Annotated in this window: 20 protein-coding genes; 11 read left to right on the forward strand and 9 right to left on the reverse strand. The window is 61.7% G+C overall.

From position 1 onward, the window contains the following. Positions 1 to 12: 12 nt before the first annotated feature. Both AADW18_RS12145 and AADW18_RS12150 read right to left on the reverse strand, forming a co-directional pair. Positions 13 to 705 carry an ABC transporter ATP-binding protein gene (locus tag AADW18_RS12145; RefSeq protein WP_337343645.1) on the reverse strand — a complete coding sequence of 231 codons (693 nt, stop codon included), beginning with the start codon at positions 703 to 705 and terminating at the stop codon, positions 13 to 15. Positions 706 to 1,002: 297 nt separating this feature from the next. Next, positions 1,003 to 2,250, reverse strand: a complete 1,248-nt coding sequence (locus tag AADW18_RS12150) for an efflux RND transporter periplasmic adaptor subunit (protein WP_337343646.1) — start codon at positions 2,248 to 2,250, stop codon at positions 1,003 to 1,005. 279 nt (positions 2,251 to 2,529) lie between these two features. Here AADW18_RS12150 and AADW18_RS12155 point away from each other — a divergent pair, with 279 nt between their 5' ends. Genes AADW18_RS12155 through AADW18_RS12170 form a run of 4 tightly spaced genes read left to right on the forward strand, consistent with a single transcriptional unit; the run spans position 2,530 to position 6,122 of the window. After that, positions 2,530 to 3,450, forward strand: coding sequence for an ABC transporter ATP-binding protein (locus AADW18_RS12155; protein WP_337343647.1), 921 nt, complete (start codon positions 2,530 to 2,532; stop codon positions 3,448 to 3,450). Next, complete coding sequence (locus tag AADW18_RS12160; RefSeq protein ID WP_337343648.1) at positions 3,447 to 4,208, forward strand: ABC transporter permease; 762 nt, start codon at positions 3,447 to 3,449, stop codon at positions 4,206 to 4,208. The genes AADW18_RS12155 and AADW18_RS12160 overlap by 4 nt, the downstream gene beginning before the upstream one ends. A 48-nt stretch (positions 4,209 to 4,256) precedes the next feature. Continuing rightward, the gene (locus AADW18_RS12165; protein ID WP_337343649.1) at positions 4,257 to 5,462 is read left to right on the forward strand and encodes a sensor histidine kinase; all 1,206 of its coding nucleotides are present in this window, start codon (positions 4,257 to 4,259) and stop codon (positions 5,460 to 5,462) included. A 57-nt stretch (positions 5,463 to 5,519) separates the two neighbouring features. Next, entirely contained in the window at positions 5,520 to 6,122 is a 603-nt protein-coding gene (locus tag AADW18_RS12170) for a response regulator transcription factor (protein ID WP_337343650.1), read from the forward strand. Positions 6,123 to 6,781: 659 nt separating this feature from the next. Here AADW18_RS12170 and AADW18_RS12175 read toward each other — a convergent pair. From AADW18_RS12175 to AADW18_RS12205, 7 genes are all read right to left on the reverse strand, one after another. Then, on the reverse strand, positions 6,782 to 8,152 hold the full coding sequence (locus AADW18_RS12175) for a leucyl aminopeptidase family protein (RefSeq protein ID WP_337343651.1): 1,371 nt from the start codon (positions 8,150 to 8,152) through the stop codon (positions 6,782 to 6,784). After that, a complete protein-coding gene (locus AADW18_RS12180) occupies positions 8,149 to 8,886 on the reverse strand; it encodes an HAD-IA family hydrolase (RefSeq protein WP_337343652.1) in 738 nt (245 codons plus the stop codon). The genes AADW18_RS12175 and AADW18_RS12180 overlap by 4 nt, the downstream gene beginning before the upstream one ends. Before the next feature lie 274 nt (positions 8,887 to 9,160). Further along, entirely contained in the window at positions 9,161 to 10,207 is a 1,047-nt protein-coding gene (locus AADW18_RS12185; RefSeq protein WP_337343673.1) for an AI-2E family transporter, read from the reverse strand. Between the two features lie 312 nt (positions 10,208 to 10,519). After that, positions 10,520 to 10,981 carry a protein sip-5 gene (locus AADW18_RS12190; RefSeq protein ID WP_337343653.1) on the reverse strand — a complete coding sequence of 154 codons (462 nt, stop codon included), beginning with the start codon at positions 10,979 to 10,981 and terminating at the stop codon, positions 10,520 to 10,522. Then, positions 10,978 to 11,391 carry a phage holin family protein gene (locus AADW18_RS12195; RefSeq protein WP_337343674.1) on the reverse strand — a complete coding sequence of 138 codons (414 nt, stop codon included), beginning with the start codon at positions 11,389 to 11,391 and terminating at the stop codon, positions 10,978 to 10,980. Before AADW18_RS12195 ends, AADW18_RS12190 begins: the two co-directional genes overlap by 4 nt. Before the next feature lie 89 nt (positions 11,392 to 11,480). Next, on the reverse strand, positions 11,481 to 11,846 hold the full coding sequence (locus AADW18_RS12200) for a hypothetical protein (protein WP_337343654.1): 366 nt from the start codon (positions 11,844 to 11,846) through the stop codon (positions 11,481 to 11,483). 254 nt (positions 11,847 to 12,100) lie between these two features. Beyond that, positions 12,101 to 13,561 (reverse strand): Do family serine endopeptidase, encoded by a 1,461-nt coding sequence (locus AADW18_RS12205; RefSeq protein WP_337343675.1) that lies wholly within the window; start codon positions 13,559 to 13,561, stop codon positions 12,101 to 12,103. Positions 13,562 to 14,146: 585 nt separating this feature from the next. Between AADW18_RS12205 and AADW18_RS12210 the strand changes: the two genes are divergently transcribed. The 7 genes from AADW18_RS12210 (at position 14,147) to AADW18_RS12240 (ending at position 21,314) form a co-directional block, all read left to right on the forward strand. Next, entirely contained in the window at positions 14,147 to 16,300 is a 2,154-nt protein-coding gene (locus AADW18_RS12210; protein ID WP_337343655.1) for an adenosylcobalamin-dependent ribonucleoside-diphosphate reductase, read from the forward strand. A 425-nt stretch (positions 16,301 to 16,725) separates the two neighbouring features. After that, entirely contained in the window at positions 16,726 to 17,262 is a 537-nt protein-coding gene (locus tag AADW18_RS12215) for a hypothetical protein (RefSeq protein ID WP_337343656.1), read from the forward strand. Between the two features lie 118 nt (positions 17,263 to 17,380). Continuing rightward, positions 17,381 to 18,211 (forward strand): NrdJb, encoded by an 831-nt coding sequence (locus AADW18_RS12220; protein WP_337343657.1) that lies wholly within the window; start codon positions 17,381 to 17,383, stop codon positions 18,209 to 18,211. A 9-nt stretch (positions 18,212 to 18,220) separates the two neighbouring features. Beyond that, complete coding sequence (locus AADW18_RS12225; RefSeq protein WP_337343658.1) at positions 18,221 to 18,949, forward strand: ImmA/IrrE family metallo-endopeptidase; 729 nt, start codon at positions 18,221 to 18,223, stop codon at positions 18,947 to 18,949. Positions 18,950 to 19,094: 145 nt separating this feature from the next. Beyond that, complete coding sequence (locus AADW18_RS12230; RefSeq protein ID WP_337343659.1) at positions 19,095 to 19,367, forward strand: hypothetical protein; 273 nt, start codon at positions 19,095 to 19,097, stop codon at positions 19,365 to 19,367. Positions 19,368 to 19,432: 65 nt separating this feature from the next. Further along, a complete protein-coding gene (locus tag AADW18_RS12235; protein ID WP_337343660.1) occupies positions 19,433 to 19,936 on the forward strand; it encodes a hypothetical protein in 504 nt (167 codons plus the stop codon). Between the two features lie 103 nt (positions 19,937 to 20,039). Continuing rightward, positions 20,040 to 21,314 carry a hypothetical protein gene (locus AADW18_RS12240; RefSeq protein WP_337343661.1) on the forward strand — a complete coding sequence of 425 codons (1,275 nt, stop codon included), beginning with the start codon at positions 20,040 to 20,042 and terminating at the stop codon, positions 21,312 to 21,314. The last annotated feature ends 156 nt before the right edge of the window (positions 21,315 to 21,470 follow it).

Genomic DNA, 21,470 nt, shown 5'->3' on the forward strand with positions numbered 1-21,470 from the left:
GCGGGCTCCCGCTCAGTGCGCCATCGCGGGGGCTTCGACTAAATCGCCCTTGTCGAGATGGATAGTGTGAGTGGCGTATTCAGCGGCCTTGGGATCATGGGTGACCATGATGATGGTCTTGCCGTGCTCGCGGTTGAGCGTGCGCAGCAGGTCCAGGATTTCCTCCGCCGAATGGCGATCCAGATCGCCGGTGGGCTCGTCGCAGATCAGGAAGGTGGGATCGGACACGATCGCGCGGGCGATTGCCACGCGTTGCTGCTGTCCGCCTGAGAGCTCATTGGGACGATGCGAACCGCGGTCTGCCAGGCCCACCAGCTGCAGCGCGATCTCCGCATTGCGCTTGCGCTGCGCGGCACCCAGCTTGGTCAGCAGCAACGGCAGCTCCACGTTCTTCTGCGCGGTCAGCATCGGCATCAGGTTGTAGAACTGGAACACGAAGCCGACATGGTGACTGCGCCACGCGGAAAGCTGCCCGGCGCTCATTTTATCGAGGCGTTGTCCTTCGATTTCGATCTCGCCGGAGCTGGGCAGATCCAGGCCGCCGATCAGGTTCAGCAGCGTGGTCTTGCCAGAGCCGGACGGCCCCATCAGTGCGACGAAATCACCCTTGGGAATCTCGAGGTCCAGGCCGTGCAGCACCTGCACTTTTTCCGGGCCGCGCTGATAGGTCTTGACGAGGTTGCGGATGGTGACCAGTGAGGACATCGTGTTCTCCTTCTGTGTGTTCGTTGGACGTCCGTGAGCCGGTCGGGATGCTGCCCGTCGTCTTGCAGGACGTAATGGGAAAGCTGCTTCTGGAACCGCTAGCGCCGTTGGTCGCGCGCGTCGCCTGGCATTCCAGCAAGCTGGAATTCAATACTGGTTGCGCTTCGTCTCCCGCTCTGAGACGAAGGGGTATTCGGGTTACAGCGTTTGCGGCCATCTTCCGAGCGTCCGCTACAACAGTAAAACCAGGCAATACCTATGTGGCTCGTCATGGCGCGAATACTCGCGCCCATGCCGTCATTCTTCCGCCGCTTCTTCCACCAGCTTCACCTTGGAGCCGTCCTTCAGCGTGTCCGGTGGATCCAGCACCACCGTTTCGCCGGCAGACAACCCGGAAAGCACCTGCCGATCATCACCCATCGCCAGGCCGGTCTTCAGCGCGCGCTGTTCAACCGTGTTCTCCTCGGTCAATGCGAAGGCTACCTGCTGGCCGCCACGTTCGACGATGGCAGCGGAAGGTGCGCGCACGCCTTGCGGCTTCTTCTCCGTTTCGGGCTTGGCCGCTTCCAGGAAGCTGACCCGGACCCCCATGTCCGGCACGATACGCGGATCCTTCTGCTTGAGCGCGATGCGCACTTTCACCGTGGCCTTGCCGCGGTCGGCGGTGGGAATGATGGCGATGACCTCGGCCGGGATCTTCCAGTCCGGGTAGGCATTCAATGTGGCTTCGACCGGCATCTTCGGCTGTACGCGGCCGATGAAGGCTTCGCCCACGTCCACTTCGACTTCCAGCGAATCCATGTCGACGATGGTGCCGATGCCGGTGCGGGTGAAGCCGCCGCCCGCCGACAGCGGCGATACGATTTCGCCCGGCTGCGCGGCCTTGGCCACCACCACGCCCGCGAACGGTGCGCGCACGATGGTGTTGTCCAGTCCGATGTCGGTGATGCGCAGACGATCCGAAGCGACTCTCTCATTGCGTTGCGACGTGATCAGCTGCGCGCGCAGCAAGTCGCGCGTGGCGACTGCCTGGTCGTACTGGGATCGGGAGATCAGCTGCTGGTCGACCAACTGCGACAAACGGCGGGCATGGGCTTCGGCTTCCTTCAGCTGTGCCTGGATACCGTTGCTCTGGCTACGCGCGGCTTGCAGCTGGGTGCCTGCCAATGCGCGCTCGGCGTTGGCATCGATGGGTTCCAGTCGCGCCAGTACTTGGCCTTCTGCCACTTGCATGCCTTCTTCGATCAGCACTTCCTGCACCTTGCCGGTGACCTTGGCCGATACCGTCGCCATGCGCCGCGCCACGACATAACCCGAAGCATCCAGAACGGACGCCGCCGCACCGCCGCTGCTCAGCGACACGGTCGGAGCGGTGCGCACTTCAATGGCTTTCTCGCGGCCGAATATCGCCCAGGCGCCTGCCGCCAGGAGCAGCACGACCACCACGGCCAGCACGATCCATATGCTTCGACCCGACTTCGGCTCGGGAGCCGGAGCCTTGCGATCGATGCGGAGTTCCTTAAGCAGGTCAGCAGAAGTGTTCATCAAGTACCCAGACGTGACGGTTGCGAAAGTGTGACCGCGTAGGCTACACCAGCTTGGGACGTACCCACCATTGCCGAGCGGATTGGCGATGTGGATATGTCTTCTGCCGGAAGGTCCGTGCTGCCGCGGACGGAGCACTCGGTATTCGGCACCGGGCGAATCATGCCGCCCCGACACGCCGCAACCAAGTGACAGTTGTCATCCGCAGCGCATGAAGCTCGCCACTGAACCCTACGGCGATGCGCGCCTATCGTGGCGGCATCCCGACAGGAGTGCGCCATGTCTTCTCCGAATCCTATTCTCCCCATCCTCGGCCAGTTGCAGGCTGCACAGAAAAGCTACGGCAAGGTACGGGCGCTGGCGGGCATCGACCTGGACGTGCAGGCGGGGCAACTGTTGGCGCTGCTGGGCCCCAATGGCGCCGGCAAGACAACGGCCATTGCCTTGCTGCTGGGACTGCAACGGGCCGATGCCGGGCAGGCCACCTTGTTCGGACTGGATCCGCAGCAACTGGCCGCACGCCGACGCGTTGGCGTAATGCTGCAGTCGGCCGGTATCCAGGAAGCCTTGAAAGTCCGCGAACTGCTGGCGCTGACCCGCAGCTACTACCCCGATCCGCGCAGCATGGCCGACTGCATCGCCTTGGCCGGTCTGGACGGACTGATGGAGCGACGCTACGGGCAGTTGTCCGGCGGGCAGCAGCGGCGGGTGCAATTCGCGCTCGCCATCTGCGGGCGGCCACAACTGCTGTTCCTGGATGAACCCACTACCGGCCTGGACATCGAAGCACGCCAGGGACTATGGAAAGCGATCCGTGAACTGGTGGCGCAAGGCTGCGCAGTGCTGTTGACCACGCACTACCTGGAAGAAGCCGAAGCGTTGGCCGACAGGGTAGTGGTGATCGATGGCGGACGCATCATGGCCCAGGGCAGCGTGCAGGACATCCGCGCGCATGTCGCACAGCGGCGCATTCGCTGCATGTCGTCGTTATCGCCGGAAGCCGTTGCCGGGTGGCCGGGCGTACAGCATGCGAAAACGGATGGCGGCTATCTGGAAGTCACCGCCGATATCGCCGAACCCATCGTGTATCGGCTGCTGGCCGAGGATCCCGGCCTGAGCGACCTGGAAGTGCAGCGCGCCGGGCTGGCCGAAGCCTTCGTCGAACTGACCCGCCGTAATGCACTGCCGGAGGCTGCATGAACACTATCGCCACTCCCGTTTTCTCTTCCTGGCGGGCGTACGCGCTGGAAGCCCGATACGAATTCCTGCGCTTGCTGCGCACGCCATCCTTCGTGCTGCCAGTGCTGTCGTTTCCCGCGTTGTTCTATCTGTTGTTCGGCATCCTCCTCAATCGTTCCGGCAGCGGCGAAGCCGCGCGTTATCTGCTGGCGACGTATGGCGTGTTCGGTGTCATGGGCGTGGGCTTGTTCGGCTTTGGCGTAACCGTGGCGATGGAACGTGAGCGTGGCCTGCTGACGTTCAAGCGCGCATTGCCGATGCCTCGCGGCGCTTATCTATTGGCGAAGATGGCGATGGCGGCGATATTCGCGGCGTTGATTTCCATCTTGCTCGCGTTGTTGGCCGTCACGTTGGGCGGCGTGTCGCTGACGCCGTGGCAGTGGCTGGCTTTGCTGGTGGTCGATGTTGTCGGCGTACTGCCTTTCTGTGCCATCGGCCTGTTCATCGGCACGCACGTGGGAGGGCAGGGCTCGCCCGCGGTGGTCAACCTGGTCTATCTGCCGATGTCGTTCCTGTCCGGGCTGTGGTTGCCGTTGACGATGTTGCCGGCATGGCTGTCCGCCGCCACGCCGGTATGGCCGTCGTATCACCTGGCACAGGTGGCGCTGAAGGTGGTCGGCATGGATGCTGGCGGTGCCATCGCCGGGCACATCGCCGTGCTGGCGGTGGTCACCGCGCTGTTCCTGGCGCTGGCATGGCGGCGATTGGCGCGCGCTTGAGGGGATCGATACAGTGGCTGCCGATGCGATCCCGATGAGGACCTTCCCGTGATCATCCACCTGTTCCGCCCCAACCCGAACTCGCTGCTGCGCACGCGTGGGATAGGCGGCATGGGCAGCCTGAGCGGCGAGTTCACTCCCAAGAAGCGGCACTGGTTTCCGGTGATGATGCTGGTGTGGTCGGTGTGGATCTTCATTACACCGTTGTATCAGCCGGAATATTTCAAGAACTGGCTGTGGCCCACCGTCGCCAGCTATGCGGTGTTCCTGGTGTTGTACTACCGGGCCTACTTCGGCGATCGCCGGCAGTTGTTGGGCAATACGCTGGGCATTGCCGCACTGAGCTTCGTGGTTACCCCGTTCAATCCCGGCGCGCAGGGATATCTGATCTACGCCTGCGCGTTCTTCGCGTTCTGCGCGACACCGCGCGGCGCCACGTCATGGATGGTGGTGCTGTTGGGGCTGTACGTAGCCGAGTGGCTGTGGCTGGGTTGGTCGTTGCTGTACATGGCCAGCGCGGTGCTGGTAGGGCTGGCGGTCGGATTGATGAATATCAGCGTCGCTCGCCGTGCACAGGCCGACGCGGCACTGGCGCTCAGCCACGAGGAAGTGCGGCGACTGGCGGCGCTGGCCGAACGCGAACGCATCGGTCGCGACCTGCACGATCTGCTGGGGCACACGCTATCGCTGGTGGCATTGAAATCGGATCTGGCCGGCAAGTTGATGACACGCGATCCGCTGGCCGCCAAGCGAGAAATCGACGACGTCAGCCGGGTCGCGCGCGATGCTTTGTCGCAGGTGCGACGTGCGGTCAGCGGCATTCGTGCGGCGGGACTGGCGGCGGAGCTGGCATCGGCCAAGCTGCTGATGGAATCCGACGGTATCGCGTTCGCCTACCAGGCCGACCCCAAGCCGATTCCACCGGAACTGGAAACCGTGCTGGCTTTAGCGGTGCGTGAAGCGGTGACCAATATCCAGCGGCACGCGCGTGCAGGCAAGGCGGAGGTGTCGGTGCATTTCACCAACCGCCAAGTGATCCTGCGCGTCATCGACGACGGCCGTGGCAGCGCGGTGGTGCCCGGCAATGGATTGACCGGCATGCGCGAGCGACTGGAAGCGCTGGGCGGCGGCTTGCGCATCGATTCGGCACCGAACCGCGGCACCACGCTGGAGGTGCAGCTTCCGCTGCCGCCGGCGGAGAAGGAGAGCCAAGCATTGCCGGCTGCGATGGGCCCGGCTTCGTTGCTGCCCTAGCGCCTTCCGTCGGCGCTTCTGCTAGCTTGCTGGCGTCTTTCTTTCCCGGCACATCCCATGATCCGAGTACTGCTGGCCGAAGATCAGGCGATGGTGCGGGGCGCGTTGTCGGCGCTGTTGAATCTGGAACCTGACATCGATGTGATCGGCACCGCCGCCGATGGCGAAATCGCCTGGCGCGAACTGCAACGCCTGCGGCCGGATGTGCTGGTGACCGACATCGAGATGCCCGGCCTGACCGGATTGGAGCTGGCGCAGCGCGTGCAGCGTCACGACATCGGCTGCAAGGTCGTCATTGTCACCACCTTCGCGCGTTCCGGTTTCCTGCGCCGCGCGCTGGAAGCGGGTGTCGTCGGCTATCTGCTGAAGGACGCACCGGCCGAACACCTGGCCGATGCGCTACGCAAGGTGCAGGCCGGCGGCCGCGCCATCGACCCGCAACTGGCGGTGGAAGCCTGGTCGGAAGCCGATCCCCTGAACGATCGCGAACGACAAGTGTTGCGGCTGGCCGGTGAGGGAATGTCGGCCAGCGAGATCGCGCGCCAGTTGAACCTGTCGCAAGGCACGGTGCGTAATTATCTTTCCGAGGCCATCGGCAAACTGGGCGTCGGCAATCGGATTGAGGCCTATCGATTGGCGCGGCAGAAAGGCTTGCTGTGATAGCGCAATCCGTCGAAAGAACGCCATCATCGGGATCAAAAATTTGTAGGAGCGGCGTCCCGCCGCGAGCTTTCGCCTCTATCGCGATCTGCAGGAAGAGCTCGCGCCGAGACGGCGCTCCTACATTTACGAGGGCTAGGAAGCCATCCTCCAGCTCAAACATTTTCCGTAGGAGCGGCGTCCCGCCGCGAGCTTTTCGCTTTTATGGCGATCTGCCAGAAAGAGCTCGCGGCGGGACGCCGCTCCGCGCCCCGGTAGCCTCTCGGCGTGCGTGATCAAAAGCGCGCCGCAGCGCGCCCGGATGGCGGACGCCTGGGGCTTGAATTCCTCTTGGCTTCATCGCGATCTGACAGGAAGAGCTCGCGCCGAGACGGCGCTCCTACATTACCGAGGCTAGGAAGCCATCCTCCAGCTCAAACATTTTCTTGTAGGAGCGGCGTCCCGCCGCGAGCTTTTCGCTCTTATGGCGATCTGCAGGAAGAGCTCGCGCCGAGACGCCGCTCCGCGCCCCGGTAGCCTCTCGGCGTGCGTGATCAAAAGCGCGCCGCAGCGCGCCCGGATGGCGGACGCCTGGGGCTTGAATTGCTCTTGGCTTCATCGCGATCTGCCGGGAAGAGCTCGCGGCGGGACGCCGCTCCTACAAAGCGTAGACGGCGCTCCTACAACGCGTAGCGGCCTTTCAGCAGTTCGAATGCGCTACGCAACGCCATTGCTTCGCCGCCTGCAGGCCGTCCAGCGCGATCACTGTCGTTCCACGCATAGACGTCCAGGTGCGCCCACGATTGCCCGGCGGGTACGAAGCGCTCCAGATACAGTGCGGCGGTGACCGCGCCGGCCATGCGCGAACCGGCGTTGGCCAGGTCGGCGACGTTGCTGGTCAGGTAACGCAGATAAGGGCGCCACAGCGGCATACGCCACACCGGATCGCGCCGCTGCATGCCCGCATCGATCCACGCATTGGCCAGCGCATCGTCGTTGGCGAACAGCGCCGGCAAATCCGGACCAAGCGCGATGCGTGCTGCGCCGGTCAGCGTGGCGAAATCCAGGATCAGGTCGGGCGACTGCTCGCCCGCATACGTCAGCGCATCGCACAGCACCATGCGGCCTTCGGCGTCGGTGTTGTCGATTTCCACGCTTATGCCCTTGCGCGTAGCGACCACTTCGCCCGGGCGGAACGCATTCGGGCCAATAGCGTTCTCCACCGCAGGCACCAGCAAGGTCAATCGCACCGGCAAACGCTGCGCCATGACCAGTTCCGCCAAGGCGATCGCATGCGCGGCACCGCCCATGTCCTTCTTCATGTTGCGCATGCCATCGGCTGGCTTGATGTCCAAGCCGCCGGTATCGAAGCACACGCCCTTGCCGACCAGCGCCACATGCGGATGAGTGGGTTCACCCCAGCGCAACGCAATCAGACGCGGTGCGCGATGCGAGGCGCGGCCGACCGCGTGGATGGCGGGGAAATTCTGCGTCAGTAGTTCGTCGCCGGTGATGGCTTCGAATTGCGCGCCATGCGTCGATGCGATTTCACGGGCGATCGCTTCCAACTCGTCCGGGCCCATGTGCTCGGTCGGCGTGTTGACCAGATCCCGCACGCGCAGGCTGGCAGCCAACACGTGCAAGGTTTCTGGATCGGCGTGCTCCAGCAGCAGTCGTGCCGGTTTGCGCAGCGGCGTCTTGTAGCGATCGAAGCGATAGCTGCCCAGTCCCCAGCCCAGCTGCAATGCAGCGCGCGCATCGGCAGCCAGGTCGCCCGCCAGCTGCCAGTCGCCTACTGGCAAACCGAGCGGCGCGTGTGCATAGGAATACGGATCCAGCGGATCACCGATACCGATCACCGCACCCGCGATGCCGGTATCGCCAGGCAACAACATCAGCGTGCCAGCTGCCGCAGTAAAACTCTGCGCATCCAGCCAAGCGCCAGTGGCAGCCGGCTGCGTCGCACGCCAGGCATCCAGTTGCGCGCGCTCCAGCACATACAGCGGCAGCGCGTTGGCGGCGGAATCGGTGAAACCGTGGGGAAGGCTCATGCGGCGGCATGCTCCGTGGCAAATTGGGGATGAGCGTCCAGCCAGTCGGCCAGCGCGGTGAGAGTGTCGAAATGCAGGTCCGGTTGCAGATCCTGGCGCGCCCAGTCCTGCGCGCGGCCGTCAAGGTCCGGACGATTGATCCAGCAACTGCGCAAGCCCGCCTGCGCCGCGCCGATCACATCCATATCGATGTGATCGCCTACATGCAGCACTTCAGCCGGGGGAAACCCCAGTCGCGAGCAGGCCGCGTGGAAGATGCCCGGATCAGGCTTGCCAGCGCCGTGTTCGCGCGCACCCAGCTGAAATACAAAGTGCTGCGCGAGTCCAATGCGCTCCAGATCGGCATTGCCGTTGGTAACGGCAGCCACCGGCACGCGCGCGGCAATGCGCTCCAGCGCGGCAATGCTGTCGGGATAGCATTCCACTTGATTGCGCGCGGCGTAGAAGATCTCGTACGCCGGTTCAAGCAGCGAAGGATCGGCACAACTTTCGGCCAGCGCCTGCTGCAAGGTCAGCCGCCGCAGTGCGCTCAAATCGTGATGCAATTGCGGGTGTTGGGCGAAGAGTTGTTCGCGCAGCGCACGCATCTTTTCAACTGGGAACAACTCCGCGGTGCGCGGACTATGTTCCAGCAACCACGCATGCAGCACCTGCTCGATCCGCGCACCGATAGGGGCGAACGGCCAGAGAGTGTCGTCGAGATCAAGGGTGATGGCGCGGACAGGAAAGCTCACCGCGACATCTTAACGTAATGGGGCGCCTCGCTATAGCACCGAACCAGTGGCAATGAGGCCGTCGCAACGGCGAATGATAGCGAATAGCTGACGGCGCTTTTGTAGAGCCGAGCTGCGCCCCGCGATAATACCGAACCAGTAGCAATGAAGCCGTCGCAACGGCAGGTGATAACGAATAGCCGCCAGCGCTCTTGTAGAGCCGAGCTTGCTCGGCTGCTTTTCGCGGAAAGCAAAAGCAGCGGAGCAAGCTCCGCTCTACGACGCTCACCACCTCTCATTCCAACAACTTCGCCCAGCCTTCCATGCCTTCCACCCGCGCCAGCACCAGCTTGATGCAGACCAGCAGCGGCACCGCCAATAGCAAACCGATGATCCCCCACAACCACCCGAATACCATCAGCGCCAGGATCAATATCAATGGCGACAAGGCCATGCGCCGGCCCAGCACGATGGGCGTGATGATCTGGCCTTCCAGCGTGTGCAGCATCAGATACGACGCTGAAGGCAGCAGCGATTCCCACAGATCATCAAACGTGATGAAGCCGACGGCCACCATCACCAGAACCCCGATCAGCGGCCCCACATATGGCGCGAAGTTCAGTACCGCCGCCATCGTGCCCCACAGCAGCGCCTCCGTCGGAGGAACCTTCAGCGCGTACAGCACGCCGGCAAACACCACACCCACCAGGACGTTGATCACGCTGATGGTCAGCACGTAGCGCGACACTTCGGATTCGATCGATTGCAAGATGCCGACGGTGAATTTCTTCTGCTGCCGCCCCGGCATCAACGCAATCGCATTGCGCTGCAGATTTTCGCCATAGACCATGAAGAAGAACGTCAGCAACACCACCGCCAGGATCGATGCCAGCCGCTTGGGCGTAGCGGTGAGCAAGCGGTAGGGATCGTCCGGTGCCATATGCACCAGCGGCGGGCGCTTGCTGGTGTCGCCGCCGGCCGCGCGGGCGAAGCTTTCGGCCGCCTTGCTGGCGTCCTGCATCGGCTTGGTCAGCGCGCGCAGCTTGGGTGCCAGCTGGCGCATTTCTCGCGGTGCATCGCTGGCCCATTCCATCGCCGGCGGCAATAGCTGGTTGGCCAACGCCAACATGCCGGCGATGCCCGCCACCAGCACCAGCAACGCGGCGATGAATCGGGGTATGTACAGCCGCCGCAGCAATCGAATGAAAGGATTGCCGACCAGCGCGAAGAACACCGCCAACAACACCGGCAGCAACACATCCTGCACCGCCCACAGCGTAAAGCAGACCGCCAGCGTGGCGAGTACCAAAAGCGACACCGGCGCGCGCGGCCGTGGCGGCAGGGCGGTTTCCGGTGTCGTCGCTTCGCCGGATGGTGACGTATCGGAGTCAGCGGAAACGTTCAAAGAAGGCCGCTCGCAAGGGTGTGCATGAAGGATGGTCGCCCGATGGTGATGGCTGCATTAAATACCTTTGTCAGCGCCGCAGGTGGGAATCGTTTCGGCATCCGTAGAGCGCCGTCCCGGCGTGAACTCCTCGGGGCCGTCCCGTTTGTCTGGCTTGGCGAAAAGGCAAAAGCAAAAGCTCGCGCCGGGACGGCGCTCCTACACGGGCGAACGTTGTTGTAGGAGCGCCGTCCCGGCGCGAGCTTTTGCTCAGCGTTCCGAAACCTCGGTCGCCGCTTCAGCCGGTCGCGGGGCGATGGGATCGCCGTCTTCGTCTTCGTCGTAGAAGGCCTCGTCCACCACGGGCTCTTCTTCCAGATCATCGAAAGCCGGGGCTGTCTGCGAGTGGGCCGCGGCTTGATCGGCGGTTTCCACGGCCGTGTCCGCCGCCTCACCGGCTTGCCCGGCAGCCATCGCCGCTTTCAGGCTGGCGAACAGGCTGGAGATCGAACTCACCAATGGCATCCAGCGTGTGCCGCTCAGCGCTCGCATGGGATTGGCGCGCCCGACCAGAAAGCCGGCGGCCAATCCCGCAGCGACGATGCGTGCGGGCGTCCAACCGGCGCGCCAGGTTTGTTTCAAGCTTTCCCACTCACACACGGATTGCTCGGCGCGCAGTTCCACCAGACGCTCGGCGCGCTCCACGCGTTTTTGCAGCAGTCCGAACTTCATGGGCTTGGATTCTCCGGCGGCGCCGGCTCGTCGTCATCTTTCTCGTCGAGAAATCCCAGTCGCGACAGCTGACGACGGGTGGCGTGCATGCCGGTAAGGTCGAAGTAGTGCCCCACTTTCCACACCGCCACGCCGGTGATGATCAAGCTGATCGCTGCCACGAACGACAGCGATTGCAGCCACGACCAGCCAAAGCGCTGCAGCAGCGCGATCAGCGCGCCGGTGACCAGCAGCCAGGCGGAAGCACCAAACACGATTCCCACCGCGACCCACGCCAGCGCGCGCCCGAAGGCGCTGCGCGCCAGTGCCAGGTCGGCCGAGAACAACCGGCGCATGGCGTGCCCGGTGTCCTTGGCCGAGCCAAAGGCAGCACGCCCGGCAGCGCCGACCTGGCGAAAGGTTTCATCCAGGCCGGGAGGAGCGCTGCTGTCGGGCGGGGGACCGTCGGGCGAGCCGGCAGCGTCGGGCGTTTGGCCGGGTTCGCTCACCACGATTCGGCTTACTTGTCGCCGCTACGCGCCAGTTTGGCGATGATCCAGCCCGCAGCGAAAGCCACGCCGAACGAAGCCAGCGGACGCTCGCGAATCAATTCAGCGGCGCTGTCGATCAGATCGCGGCCTTTGTCCATCAGCGCATCGACCTGCTCGCGTGCGGCAGCACCACCCGATTCAGCGGCGGCGATACCGGACAACGCGCTGTCGGCCAGTTCGGATTTCACGTTGGCCTTGCCCAGTCGCAGTTCTTCGCCAGCAGCTCCAGCGGCCTCCTTGATGGCCTCGCTGGCGGCGGAAGCGGCGGATTTGAGGTGCGACCCGGCTTCGCTCAGGTTGCCCTTCAGGTTATCGGAAGCAGTTGGTGGGCTCATCGTCGTCTCCTACGGCAGGTGAGCGACAACTCTATAGCAGGAGGGCATGAATAAGCTGTTACGGGGGAGCTGGGAATGGGGAATGGGGAATCGGGAATCGAAAAAGCGAGAAGCGCTTTTGCTTTGCCTCCCCCTTTGGAAAAGGGGGATTGAGGGGGATTTGCTGTTGCTCTTCAAAAGCAAAGGTAAAAGCAAATCCCCCGTCGCCCGCCACGCGGACGCCCGCCCCCTTTTCGAAAGGGGGCTAACCCCAGCTACTGCATCAACACATCCGCAGCTCGCCCACCGCGCAGTATCCGCAGCACCAGCTGCTGCGGCTTGCGTTCGAAGCTGGCGCGGAAGCTGGTCAGGTCGCTGAAGTTGCCACTGGTGCCGGCCACCACCACATCCGTCGGGCGTAGACCGCTGTTCCATGCGCGGCTGCCTCGGGCCACGGTGCCCACCTGCAGACCGCCATTGGCACCCATGCTGCGCAGCTGCTGACGGCTGCTTTCGTCCAGTTCCTTGAAAGTGGCGCCCTGCAAGCGCGGGTCCAGCGTGCCGCCGTCCACCGAGCGCAGGCCTTCTTTCAGCGTGGCGGTCACCCGCAACGGTTTGCCTTCGCGGCGCACATCCAGCGTGATGCGGCTGCCGACTTCCTGCAAACCTTCGAAGTTGTGCAGCGACGGACTGTTATCGATGCGCTGCCCGTTGGCTGACAACACCACATCGCCCGCCTGCAAACCCGCGGCCGCGGCGGCCGAACCCGGATACACACGCGTCACCAGCGCACCGCGGGCGTTTTCCAGGCCCAGGCCTTGCGCCAGACGCTCATCGAGATCCTGGCTTTCGATGCCCAGCGTGCCGCGCCTGACTTCGCCGGTGCTCACCAACTGGTCCTTGATGTTGCGCGCCAGGTTGATGGGAATGGCGAAGCCCAGGCCGATGTTGCCGGCCATGCTGCCGCGCGGGTTGAAGCTGGCGGTGTTGATGCCTACCAATTGGCCTTGCAGGTTGACCAGCGGACCGCCGGAGTTGCCCGGATTGATCGACGCATCGGTCTGGATGAAGTTCTGGAATCCCATCACCGGGATACCGCTGCGGCCCACCGCCGACACGATGCCGGACGTGACCGTCTGGCCCAGGCCGTACGGGTTGCCCATTGCCACCACGAAATCGCCTACCTGCAGCTGGTCGCTGTCGGCCAGCGGGATGGCAGTGAGATTGTTGGCGGGAATACGGATCACCGCCACGTCGGTGTCGGGATCCGAACCGATGAACTCGGCTTCCATCGTGCGCCCGTCGCTCAGGGTCACCGACACGCCCTCGGCATTCTCAACCACGTGGTGATTAGTCAGCACCAGGCCCTGCTGCGCATCGACGATCACGCCCGAACCCAGCGCGCGCTCCACGCGTTCGCGCGGCATGTCGGGAATGCCGAAGATGCGGCGGAAAAACGGATCATCCGCGAACGGTCCCAGCGGACTGGCCACCCGCACCGTCTGCCGGCTGTAGACACTCACCACCGCCGGCGTGACCCGCTTCAGCATGGGCGCAAGTGAAGGAACTGCCTGCCCGTCCACCGCCGTCGGCAGGGTCGCCATGGCGGGAAGAGCGGCCACCGCGGCCGGGCTGGCCTGGGCCGGCTTTTCGAAAGTGTCTTGCAGGGCGGTCGCGGCAAAGCCGCCAAACGCGGCAGCGGCGGTGAGGGCTAACAAGGTGGGGAAAGGGCGCAGGCGCATCGGTCGAGTCATATCCGGTGGGCGTGAAGGGTCTTCTGAGTGCATATTCAGATCGCGGTGGAAGGGGCGAAACTCAAGTCCGCCGGGATAGCTGAACGAGTCTGCGCACAGGTCGTTAAACCGGCAATGAAGTCCGGTTTTTCGGCCGTCCGGCGTTAGCTGTGGGCGCCCCGATATCGGCCTGTCCAGGGCCATCCGCGCACCCCTTTGGCGCAACCGAAAACAGCTGTCAATCCGGTTGACAGGCCGCCCGACCGGGCGTAGCTTGCGAGTCTCGCTCCGCCACTACATATAGCGGTCAGGTGCGTGATGGACCCAAAGTACTGGGGTTTGGCTTGGGATCAAGCACCTGGGAAGAAGTGTGAGATGGCGAGGGAAATCATGGGCATGGCAGCGTTGCCAGGGCCCAATTACATCAACCAGAAACCTGCGTGGCGCACCCTGTGCAGCCGCGCGCGCGGCGTCGCCGCATCGGCCTGGGGAAGGTCGTAGGTGGTAGGTCGTAAACAAAGGGCGGGCGCCAGGCCGCCGATGCATTGAACCTGGTTCAAGAACAAGAATAAGGAGAACAACAAAATCATGAGTACGGTGCGCCTCGAGGCGATCAAAACAGAACAGCCGGCAGACCTCATCCCGATGCAGCCGGCGTCCCAGGACATCTGGGACAAGAAGTACCGGCTGAAGACCAAGCAGGGCGATCCGCTGGATGCCGACATCGACGGCACCTACCAGCGCGTGGCCCGTGCCCTGGCCGATGCCGAAGCCACTCCCGAGAAGCGCGCCTACTGGTACGAACGCTTCGTCTGGGCGCTGCGCCGTGGGGCGATCCCCGCTGGCCGCATCACGTCCAACGCCGGTGCGCTGGAGCACAAGCCCGCCACCAGCACCATCAACTGCACCGTGTCCGGCACCATCGAGGATTCGATGGACGGCATCCTGGACAAAGTCCACGAAGCCGGTCTGACCCTGAAAGCCGGCTGCGGCATTGGCTACGAGTTCAGCACGCTGCGCCCGCGCGGCGCGTTCGTCGCTGGCGCCGGCGCGTACACCTCCGGCCCGATGTCCTTCATGGATATCTACGACAAGATGTGCTTCACCGTGTCCAGCGCCGGCGGCCGCCGCGGCGCGCAGATGGGCACGTTCGATATCGGTCACCCGGACGTCAAGGACTTCATCCGCGCCAAGCGCGAAGACGGCCGCCTGCGCCAGTTCAACCTGTCGTTGCTGATCACCGACGGCTTCATGGAAGCCGTGGACAGCGACGCCGACTGGCCCTTGGTGTTCCCGGTCAACGTGAAGGAAAAAGGCGACCTGGACCTGGAAGACGCCAACCAGGTGATCTGGCGCGACTGGCCCACCCACAAGAACTACGTCGTTCGCGACGACGGCCTGGTCGCCTGCAAGATCTACGGCCACATCCGCGCGCGGCACCTGTGGGACATGATCATGGTCTCCACGTATGACTACGCTGAGCCGGGCTTCATCCTGATCGACCGCGTCAACGAGATGAACAACAACTGGTGGTGCGAAAACATCCGCGCCACCAATCCCTGCGGCGAACAACCGCTGCCGCCGTATGGCGCCTGCCTGCTGGGTTCGGTCAACCTGACCACGTTCGTGCGCAAGCCCTTCACCGACGAAGCCACCTTCGACTGGGAGGAATACAAGGAAGTCGTGCGCGTGTTCACCCGCATGCTCGACAACGTGGTGGAAGTGAACGGCCTGCCGCTGGAACAGCAGCGCGCCGAGATCCTGCGCAAGCGCCGCCACGGCATGGGCTTCCTGGGTTTGGGTTCCACCCTGACCATGCTCAAGCACAAGTACGGCAGCCCGGAATCCTGCGAGTTCACCGAATCCATCGCCCGCGAAATGGCCGTGGCCGGTTGGGAAATGGGCTTGGCCCTGGCGAAGGAAAAAGGCCCCGCGCCGATCATGGAAGAGCGTTTCGAAGTGACCGCCGCCATGCTGCGCCAGCGCCCGGAAATGGCGAAGGACGGCTGGAAGATCGGCCAGGAAATCCCCGGCAAAGTGCTGCATGCCAAGTACAGCCGCTACATGCAGCGCGTGGCCTCGGTGGCTCCGGACCTGGTGGATGAGCTGGCCGATGTCGGCGCGCGCTTCACCCACCACAGCTCCATCGCGCCCACCGGCACCATTTCGCTCAGCCTGGCCAACAACGCCTCCAACGGCATCGAACCTTCGTTCGCCCATCACTACAGCCGCAATGTGATCCGCGAAGGCAAGAAGTCCAAGGAAAAGGTCGACGTGTTCTCCTACGAGCTGCTGGCCTACCGCCACCTGGTCAATCCCAAGGCCATGCCGTTCGCCGAAGAAGCCGACGCCAAGCTGCCGGACTACTTCATCTCCGCCGACGACATCCACCCCAAGGAACACGTCGACGTACAGGCCGCCGCGCAGAAGTGGGTGGACAGCTCCATCTCCAAGACCGCCAACGTCCCCACCGACTACCCGTACGAGCAGTTCAAGGACATCTACCGCTACGCCCACCAGCAGGGCCTGAAAGGCTGCACCACGTTCCGCTTCAACCCCGCCGCCTTCCAGGGCGTGCTGGTCAAGGAAGCCGACCTGGAAAACACCACCTACCGCTTCGAACTGGAAGACGGCAGCGTGGTGGAAGTCAAAGGCAACGAACAGATCGAATACGACGGCGAAATGCACACCGCCGCCAACCTCTTCGACGCCCTGAAAGAAGGCTACTACGGCAAGTTCTAGTTTCTGCCCTGAGCTTCGTCCCCTCCCTTGCGAAGCAGGGGAGGGCTGGGGAGGGGTAAAGCTTTTGCTCTTGCTTTGCTTTTCCCCCTCCTTTGCGAAGCAGGGGAGGGCCGGGGAGAGGTAAAGCTCCTGATCTTGCTGTTGCTTTTCCCCCTCCCTTGCAAAGCAGGGGAGGGCTGGGGAGGGGTAAAGCTCTTGATCTTGCTTTTGCAATTGCTCCATCTCCTCCCCCGCTTGCGGGGGAGGATGCCCGGAGGGGCAGGAGGGGGAAGCGAGCAACGCGAGTTGCTTTTGATTGCATTTCCAAACCCAACCGCTCCACCCAACATGAAGCGCAGCAACTTCCACACGCATCAACCCGCAAAACCCGCAACAACCGGTATAGCATCGGCAGCGTCACAACCCACGCCCATTAGGAGGGCAGCATGAATAACGGTAATGGTGTAGCGGCGACGCTTTCCGACGCCGCCGAAAGCGTGAAAGACAAGGCGATGGAAATCGGCGGAGCGATGGTCAACAGCGCCAACGCCACCGTCGCCAAGGCGAAAAAAGCGGCCAAGAACGCGCGCAAGGAAGTCACCAAGCGCACCGACAAGGCCACCAAGGCAGTCAAGAAAACCGTGGCCAGCGCCAAGAAGAAATTGGCCGCAGCCAGCGCTTCTGCCAAGGCAGAAGCCGCCAGCCTGCAAAGCCGCGTAACCGGCAAGAAGCCGGCAAAGAAGACCGCCAAGAAAGCAGCCAAGAAAACCGGCAGCAAGACAGCGACCAAAAAGGCACCCGCCAAGAAAGCCGCCACCAAGAAAGCAGTGAAGAAAGCGCCTGCCAAGAAAGCGCCAGCAAAAAAAGCACCAGCCAAGAAAGCGGTAAAAAAAGCAGCACCCAAGAAAGCGGCTAAGAAAGTCGCCAGCAAGGCCCCGAAGAAAGCCGCCAAGAAAGCAACCAAGAAAGCGGCCCGTAAATAAGTGCAGTAAGTGCTCCACTCCCTCCCCCGCGTGCGGGGGAGGGTTGGGGTGGGGGCCAGGCGCAACGCCCGCACCACCCAATACCAATTCAACGTAAACGCAAAACAGGATTCCCCGTATGGCCGTCAAGATCGACAAGAAAATCAAGGGCTACAGCGTACTCACCGCGGAAGACAAGGCTCGCGAATCCGCGCCGGTCGTCCTCGCCGAGTCGGTCAGCCGCGCCAAGGCCGAGGCCGAACTGCCTACCGCCGACATCATCCACATGCACGAGCGCATCGAGCGCCCGGAAGTGCTGATCGGCAGCACCTACAAGATCAAATCCCCGCTGGTGGAACACGCCATGTACGTGACCATCAACGACATCGTGCTCAACGCTGGTACCGAACACGAACTGCGCCGCCCGTTCGAGATCTTCGTCAACAGCAAGTCGATGGAACACTTCCAGTGGATCGTCGCCCTGACCCGCATCATGTCCGCCGTGTTCCGCAAGGGCGGCGACGTCACCTTCCTGGTCGATGAAATGAAGGCCGTGTTCGACCCCCGCGGCGGCTACTTCAAGGCCGGCGGCGTCTACATGCCATCCCTGGTCGCCGAACTCGGCGCCATCGTCGAAGAACACATGAAGTCGATCGGCCTGATCCACGACCCGGAAATGAGCGACCACCAACGCGCCATCCTGGCCGAAAAACGCGCCCAATACGAAAACCGCGCAAAAAAAAACTCTGACGTAAGCTCTTCCCCCTCCCTTGCGAAAGCAGGGGAGGGCCGGGGAGGGGTCGCTCTTGATCTTGAGCCCTCCAACGGCACCGAAGACATCGCCGTCACCGGCGACGGCACCAGCTTTCCCCCCTCCGCCACCCTCTGCCACAAGTGCAACACCAAAGCGCTCGTCATCATGGACGGCTGCGCTACGTGTTTGAACTGTGGTTATTCGAAGTGCGGGTGAGGAATCATCATGAAGGCGGGCATTGACCAGAAGGTAGTTCAGCTTCGGAAAGCATCCACCATCGAGGAGCAGGCGCATCAACTGCGTTGGTCGGTTTGGAACAGCCGTTGCGATTTGTTTAAAGGACGGATTCCAGACAATCCAGTAGATTTATTGGAGCCGGGAATTGCTTTGTGCATGCTCGGCTTTGAAGTGCTAACGGAAATTGATCTGGGTGAGATGTTCGATTGCGGACGTCGCGTGCGAGTTGCGGGGCAGATTGATACGGGTCGAAAAATTGTACGTATTTCGTCTCAGTTGACACATCAAGAAACGCGTTTCACGGCAGGACATGAATTGGCGCACGCCGTTCTTCATCCAGCCATGAACGGCTTGCATCGCGACCGCGCATTGTCAGGGCCGCAATACCGCAAAGAGAAGGTCGAAGTTGAAGCAGATAGGTTTACGTCAGCTTACTTGATGTCTCCGAAACTGGTCTTCGGAGAGTTTGCAAAACGGTTCGGCACCGATGTATTCCGCTTGAATGAGGAATCAATTTTTGGGCTTAGTCTTCGTGCCGGTCTTCACAAACTTCGTAACACGCGAGATGTTTCTTATGTCGTCGCTCAGGCAAGTATGTACATGGGCTTGCCATTTGATTCGCTAGCAAACAAATTCCGGGTTTCTCCAACCGCCATGGCAATTCGGCTGGAGGAGCTTGGATTGATCGAAGACTTCTCGTCACAACGGATGTGGTGATGCTAAGGCTTCATAAAACTTATACCCAAGGTCCTAGGCTGGGTTGGTTCTAAGTGCCCTTGAGGCTGCCGGCCAATGGCACTTAGCAATTGATTCAACCGAATCACTTTCGCGGGTCGGATTAGTTCAGCCATAGGGGCATGCTGTGACATACGAAGAGCAACTCGACTACGCGTCTTACTTGGTAGGTCAGGAGAACTTGGCTGTTGCAGATGCGCACAACGTACTCGCCCATTTGCAGCGAATTGAAGATCCCTTCAAGAGTATCTGTGCTGCAGTAGGCTCGCCCGCCGGCGCTTTGGCTACTGAGTTCCAGTCGGTCCTTGATGCCCAGCGCCAAGCTTTGGCTTCCGCCAATGAACGGCTGCAGAAAGCCAAGAGCGAACATCAACGTCTTCTGGCGAAGGCTAAGTTATGAACCTTCACAACTAGTTCAAGCCGGGCCTGCGACGCAAGCCGGCATAGTTCAGGAAATAAGTGGCTATGACACGTGACGGCAACCTGATCGACACCATTAGCCTCATGTTCGAGGCCGCCCGCTCCTATCTGGGTGGTGCCAAGATCATCATTGACAGTGACGGGATCAACGACGACAACGGCGCACTCGTCCCAACGCTTCCCGTCACAACGTGCTTGACGCTTGCCATTGAAATTCAACTAAAAGCACTTCTGGTCGCCTACTCAGTTGGACGCCCTAAAGGTGATGGGCACGACCTCTTGTCGCTCTTCAACGCACTACCCCATGCCGTGCAGTCAGAGTTCATTGAGTTTCAAATCGGCTTCACTGAACTTAATGATGATGCCCTTAGAAGACTTCTCGCCGATGAGAAGGATACTTTCAAAACGTGGCGTTATCCTTACGAGAAGCCTGTACTTGAAACGCAGCCCGCTCCGCTGTATCACGTTGCTTTAGCGCTCAGCGAATATATTAAATCACACTTCGAGATTGAAAGATCGGACAACGGTTGGCTCCGTAAGGACGCCTAACAGCCTGGCCATAGGTTGGCTCAAGCCCGCCGGGTGGTGATCACGATGCTTCATCGCTGCAGGCTAAGGCTTATCCTATAAGTTGGAAAATTGGAGAGCGGAGATGATCGATCCGACAGTCGGTGTGCCGCCTCATATTGCAATGTTGCTCAATGAGAATTTTGATCTCAGCGACGCGAGAGCGGTCTGCAGACAGCTGAAATCGATGTTTTCAGAACTGCGTAGCCAGGCTCGAATTGCCAACTTTGAGATGCTCCCTGATCTAGGGAATGACCCTTCTGTATTTAGAGCCGTTTTGAGTGGCGGACTGGATCTGTTTGGGAGGGATGGTGTTTGCCAAGCTCCGTTATGTCGAATCGGCTACGCAACTCGAATATCCAGAAGCATTGCGCTTATGGCAGACCAAGTCACAATGCACGATTTTCTGCGTGAGACGATCCTTGATCTTAAGGGAAGACCTACCAATGCCGACCTCGAAAGACTAACGGCTGACGTCTATGTGCTACACCAGCTTAAGCCGCTCGTGAGGGAGGGGCTACTTCGTTTTATTGCCCCCGTGCTGCCGACTTGCGTGAGCTGTATGGATGAGTTTGAGCGTCGTGTTGAAGTTCTTGCCGACGCTGTAATACAGCAGACTGACGGCGCGATGTCTGTTGAAAGAACGGATGAATACACAGCAATCAACACCGGGTCAATGTTTGAGCCGCCTCTGTTCGTGCGATTCGGATCAAGACTCGCAGAGGAATCAGATCGTGGCCTGATAAAGATGATGGCTATCCGGGCCGTTAGGTTTGCGCTTTGGGACGCAAGAGACGCCAGCATGGTAAGTGGCGCCGTATTCTCGAACTCGCGGTCTGGGCTACGGGGTCTGTTGACAGCAGAGGGTTTGGCAGGAGAGGACTTCAACTACCGAGAGTTCGAAGGCCAAAGGGCTGCAGAACTCCCCTGGGTGAATGGATTGACAGTTGAGCAGACGATTCAACTTCGCCATGAAGCATCCCAGGCATTGCCGTCATTGCGGGAGTTTTTGGCAAGAAGGCTAGCAGCTAGAGCAGGCGTTGCTAGAGCCGATGGTTGGGAAGACTGCGTGGCCGAACTCAGAGAGCAAGCGGAGGAAGTCAGGGCCGAACTTGCCCAAGCTACAAGACGCTCGGGAGCATTGCGCCGAAATGCTTCCGGGATACTCGGATTAGGCATTTCTGCCCTAGGATTTGCGCTAGAAGGTCCTTTTGCGGCGGTGGGGACACTGCTATCCACGCTGGGCCTGACTCATAACCACCAGCAAAGTCAGCACCATGGAGTTCCTGCGACGGCAAAACCCGGATTCGTCCTAGTTGTGGCTCGGGATATCTTGGGACATGCCAGACCCGAGGACTAGATGGGTGCGACAGGGCCATAGGGCGGGCTAAAGCCACCCAGCTAGTGTGATACGAAACAGGCGAAACAGGGGTCAGAGTCTGAGGTATCCCCACGTTTTCACGAAGGCGCTCGCATTTGATTGAAGACATCCGGCGGCAGAGTTCGTAAACGCTGC

Origin of the sequence: Pseudoxanthomonas sp. CCNWLY206-1 (genome assembly GCF_039710385.1) — a bacterium.
GTDB lineage: Bacteria > Pseudomonadota > Gammaproteobacteria > Xanthomonadales > Xanthomonadaceae > Pseudoxanthomonas_A.

Coding starts and splice junctions, on each gene's coding strand:
- AADW18_RS12145 (WP_337343645.1), bottom strand. CDS start 705: ATGTCCTCACTGGTCACCATCCGCAACCTCGTCAAGACCTATCAGCGC.
- AADW18_RS12190 (WP_337343653.1), bottom strand. CDS start 10,981: ATGAAGTTCGGACTGCTGCAAAAACGCGTGGAGCGCGCCGAGCGTCTG.
- AADW18_RS12225 (WP_337343658.1), top strand. CDS start 18,221: ATGAAGGCGGGCATTGACCAGAAGGTAGTTCAGCTTCGGAAAGCATCC.
- AADW18_RS12170 (WP_337343650.1), top strand. CDS start 5,520: ATGATCCGAGTACTGCTGGCCGAAGATCAGGCGATGGTGCGGGGCGCG.
- AADW18_RS12160 (WP_337343648.1), top strand. CDS start 3,447: ATGAACACTATCGCCACTCCCGTTTTCTCTTCCTGGCGGGCGTACGCG.
- AADW18_RS12220 (WP_337343657.1), top strand. CDS start 17,381: ATGGCCGTCAAGATCGACAAGAAAATCAAGGGCTACAGCGTACTCACC.
- AADW18_RS12210 (WP_337343655.1), top strand. CDS start 14,147: ATGAGTACGGTGCGCCTCGAGGCGATCAAAACAGAACAGCCGGCAGAC.
- AADW18_RS12235 (WP_337343660.1), top strand. CDS start 19,433: ATGACACGTGACGGCAACCTGATCGACACCATTAGCCTCATGTTCGAG.
- AADW18_RS12240 (WP_337343661.1), top strand. CDS start 20,040: ATGATCGATCCGACAGTCGGTGTGCCGCCTCATATTGCAATGTTGCTC.
- AADW18_RS12175 (WP_337343651.1), bottom strand. CDS start 8,152: ATGAGCCTTCCCCACGGTTTCACCGATTCCGCCGCCAACGCGCTGCCG.
- AADW18_RS12215 (WP_337343656.1), top strand. CDS start 16,726: ATGAATAACGGTAATGGTGTAGCGGCGACGCTTTCCGACGCCGCCGAA.
- AADW18_RS12150 (WP_337343646.1), bottom strand. CDS start 2,250: ATGAACACTTCTGCTGACCTGCTTAAGGAACTCCGCATCGATCGCAAG.
- AADW18_RS12200 (WP_337343654.1), bottom strand. CDS start 11,846: ATGAGCCCACCAACTGCTTCCGATAACCTGAAGGGCAACCTGAGCGAA.
- AADW18_RS12155 (WP_337343647.1), top strand. CDS start 2,530: ATGTCTTCTCCGAATCCTATTCTCCCCATCCTCGGCCAGTTGCAGGCT.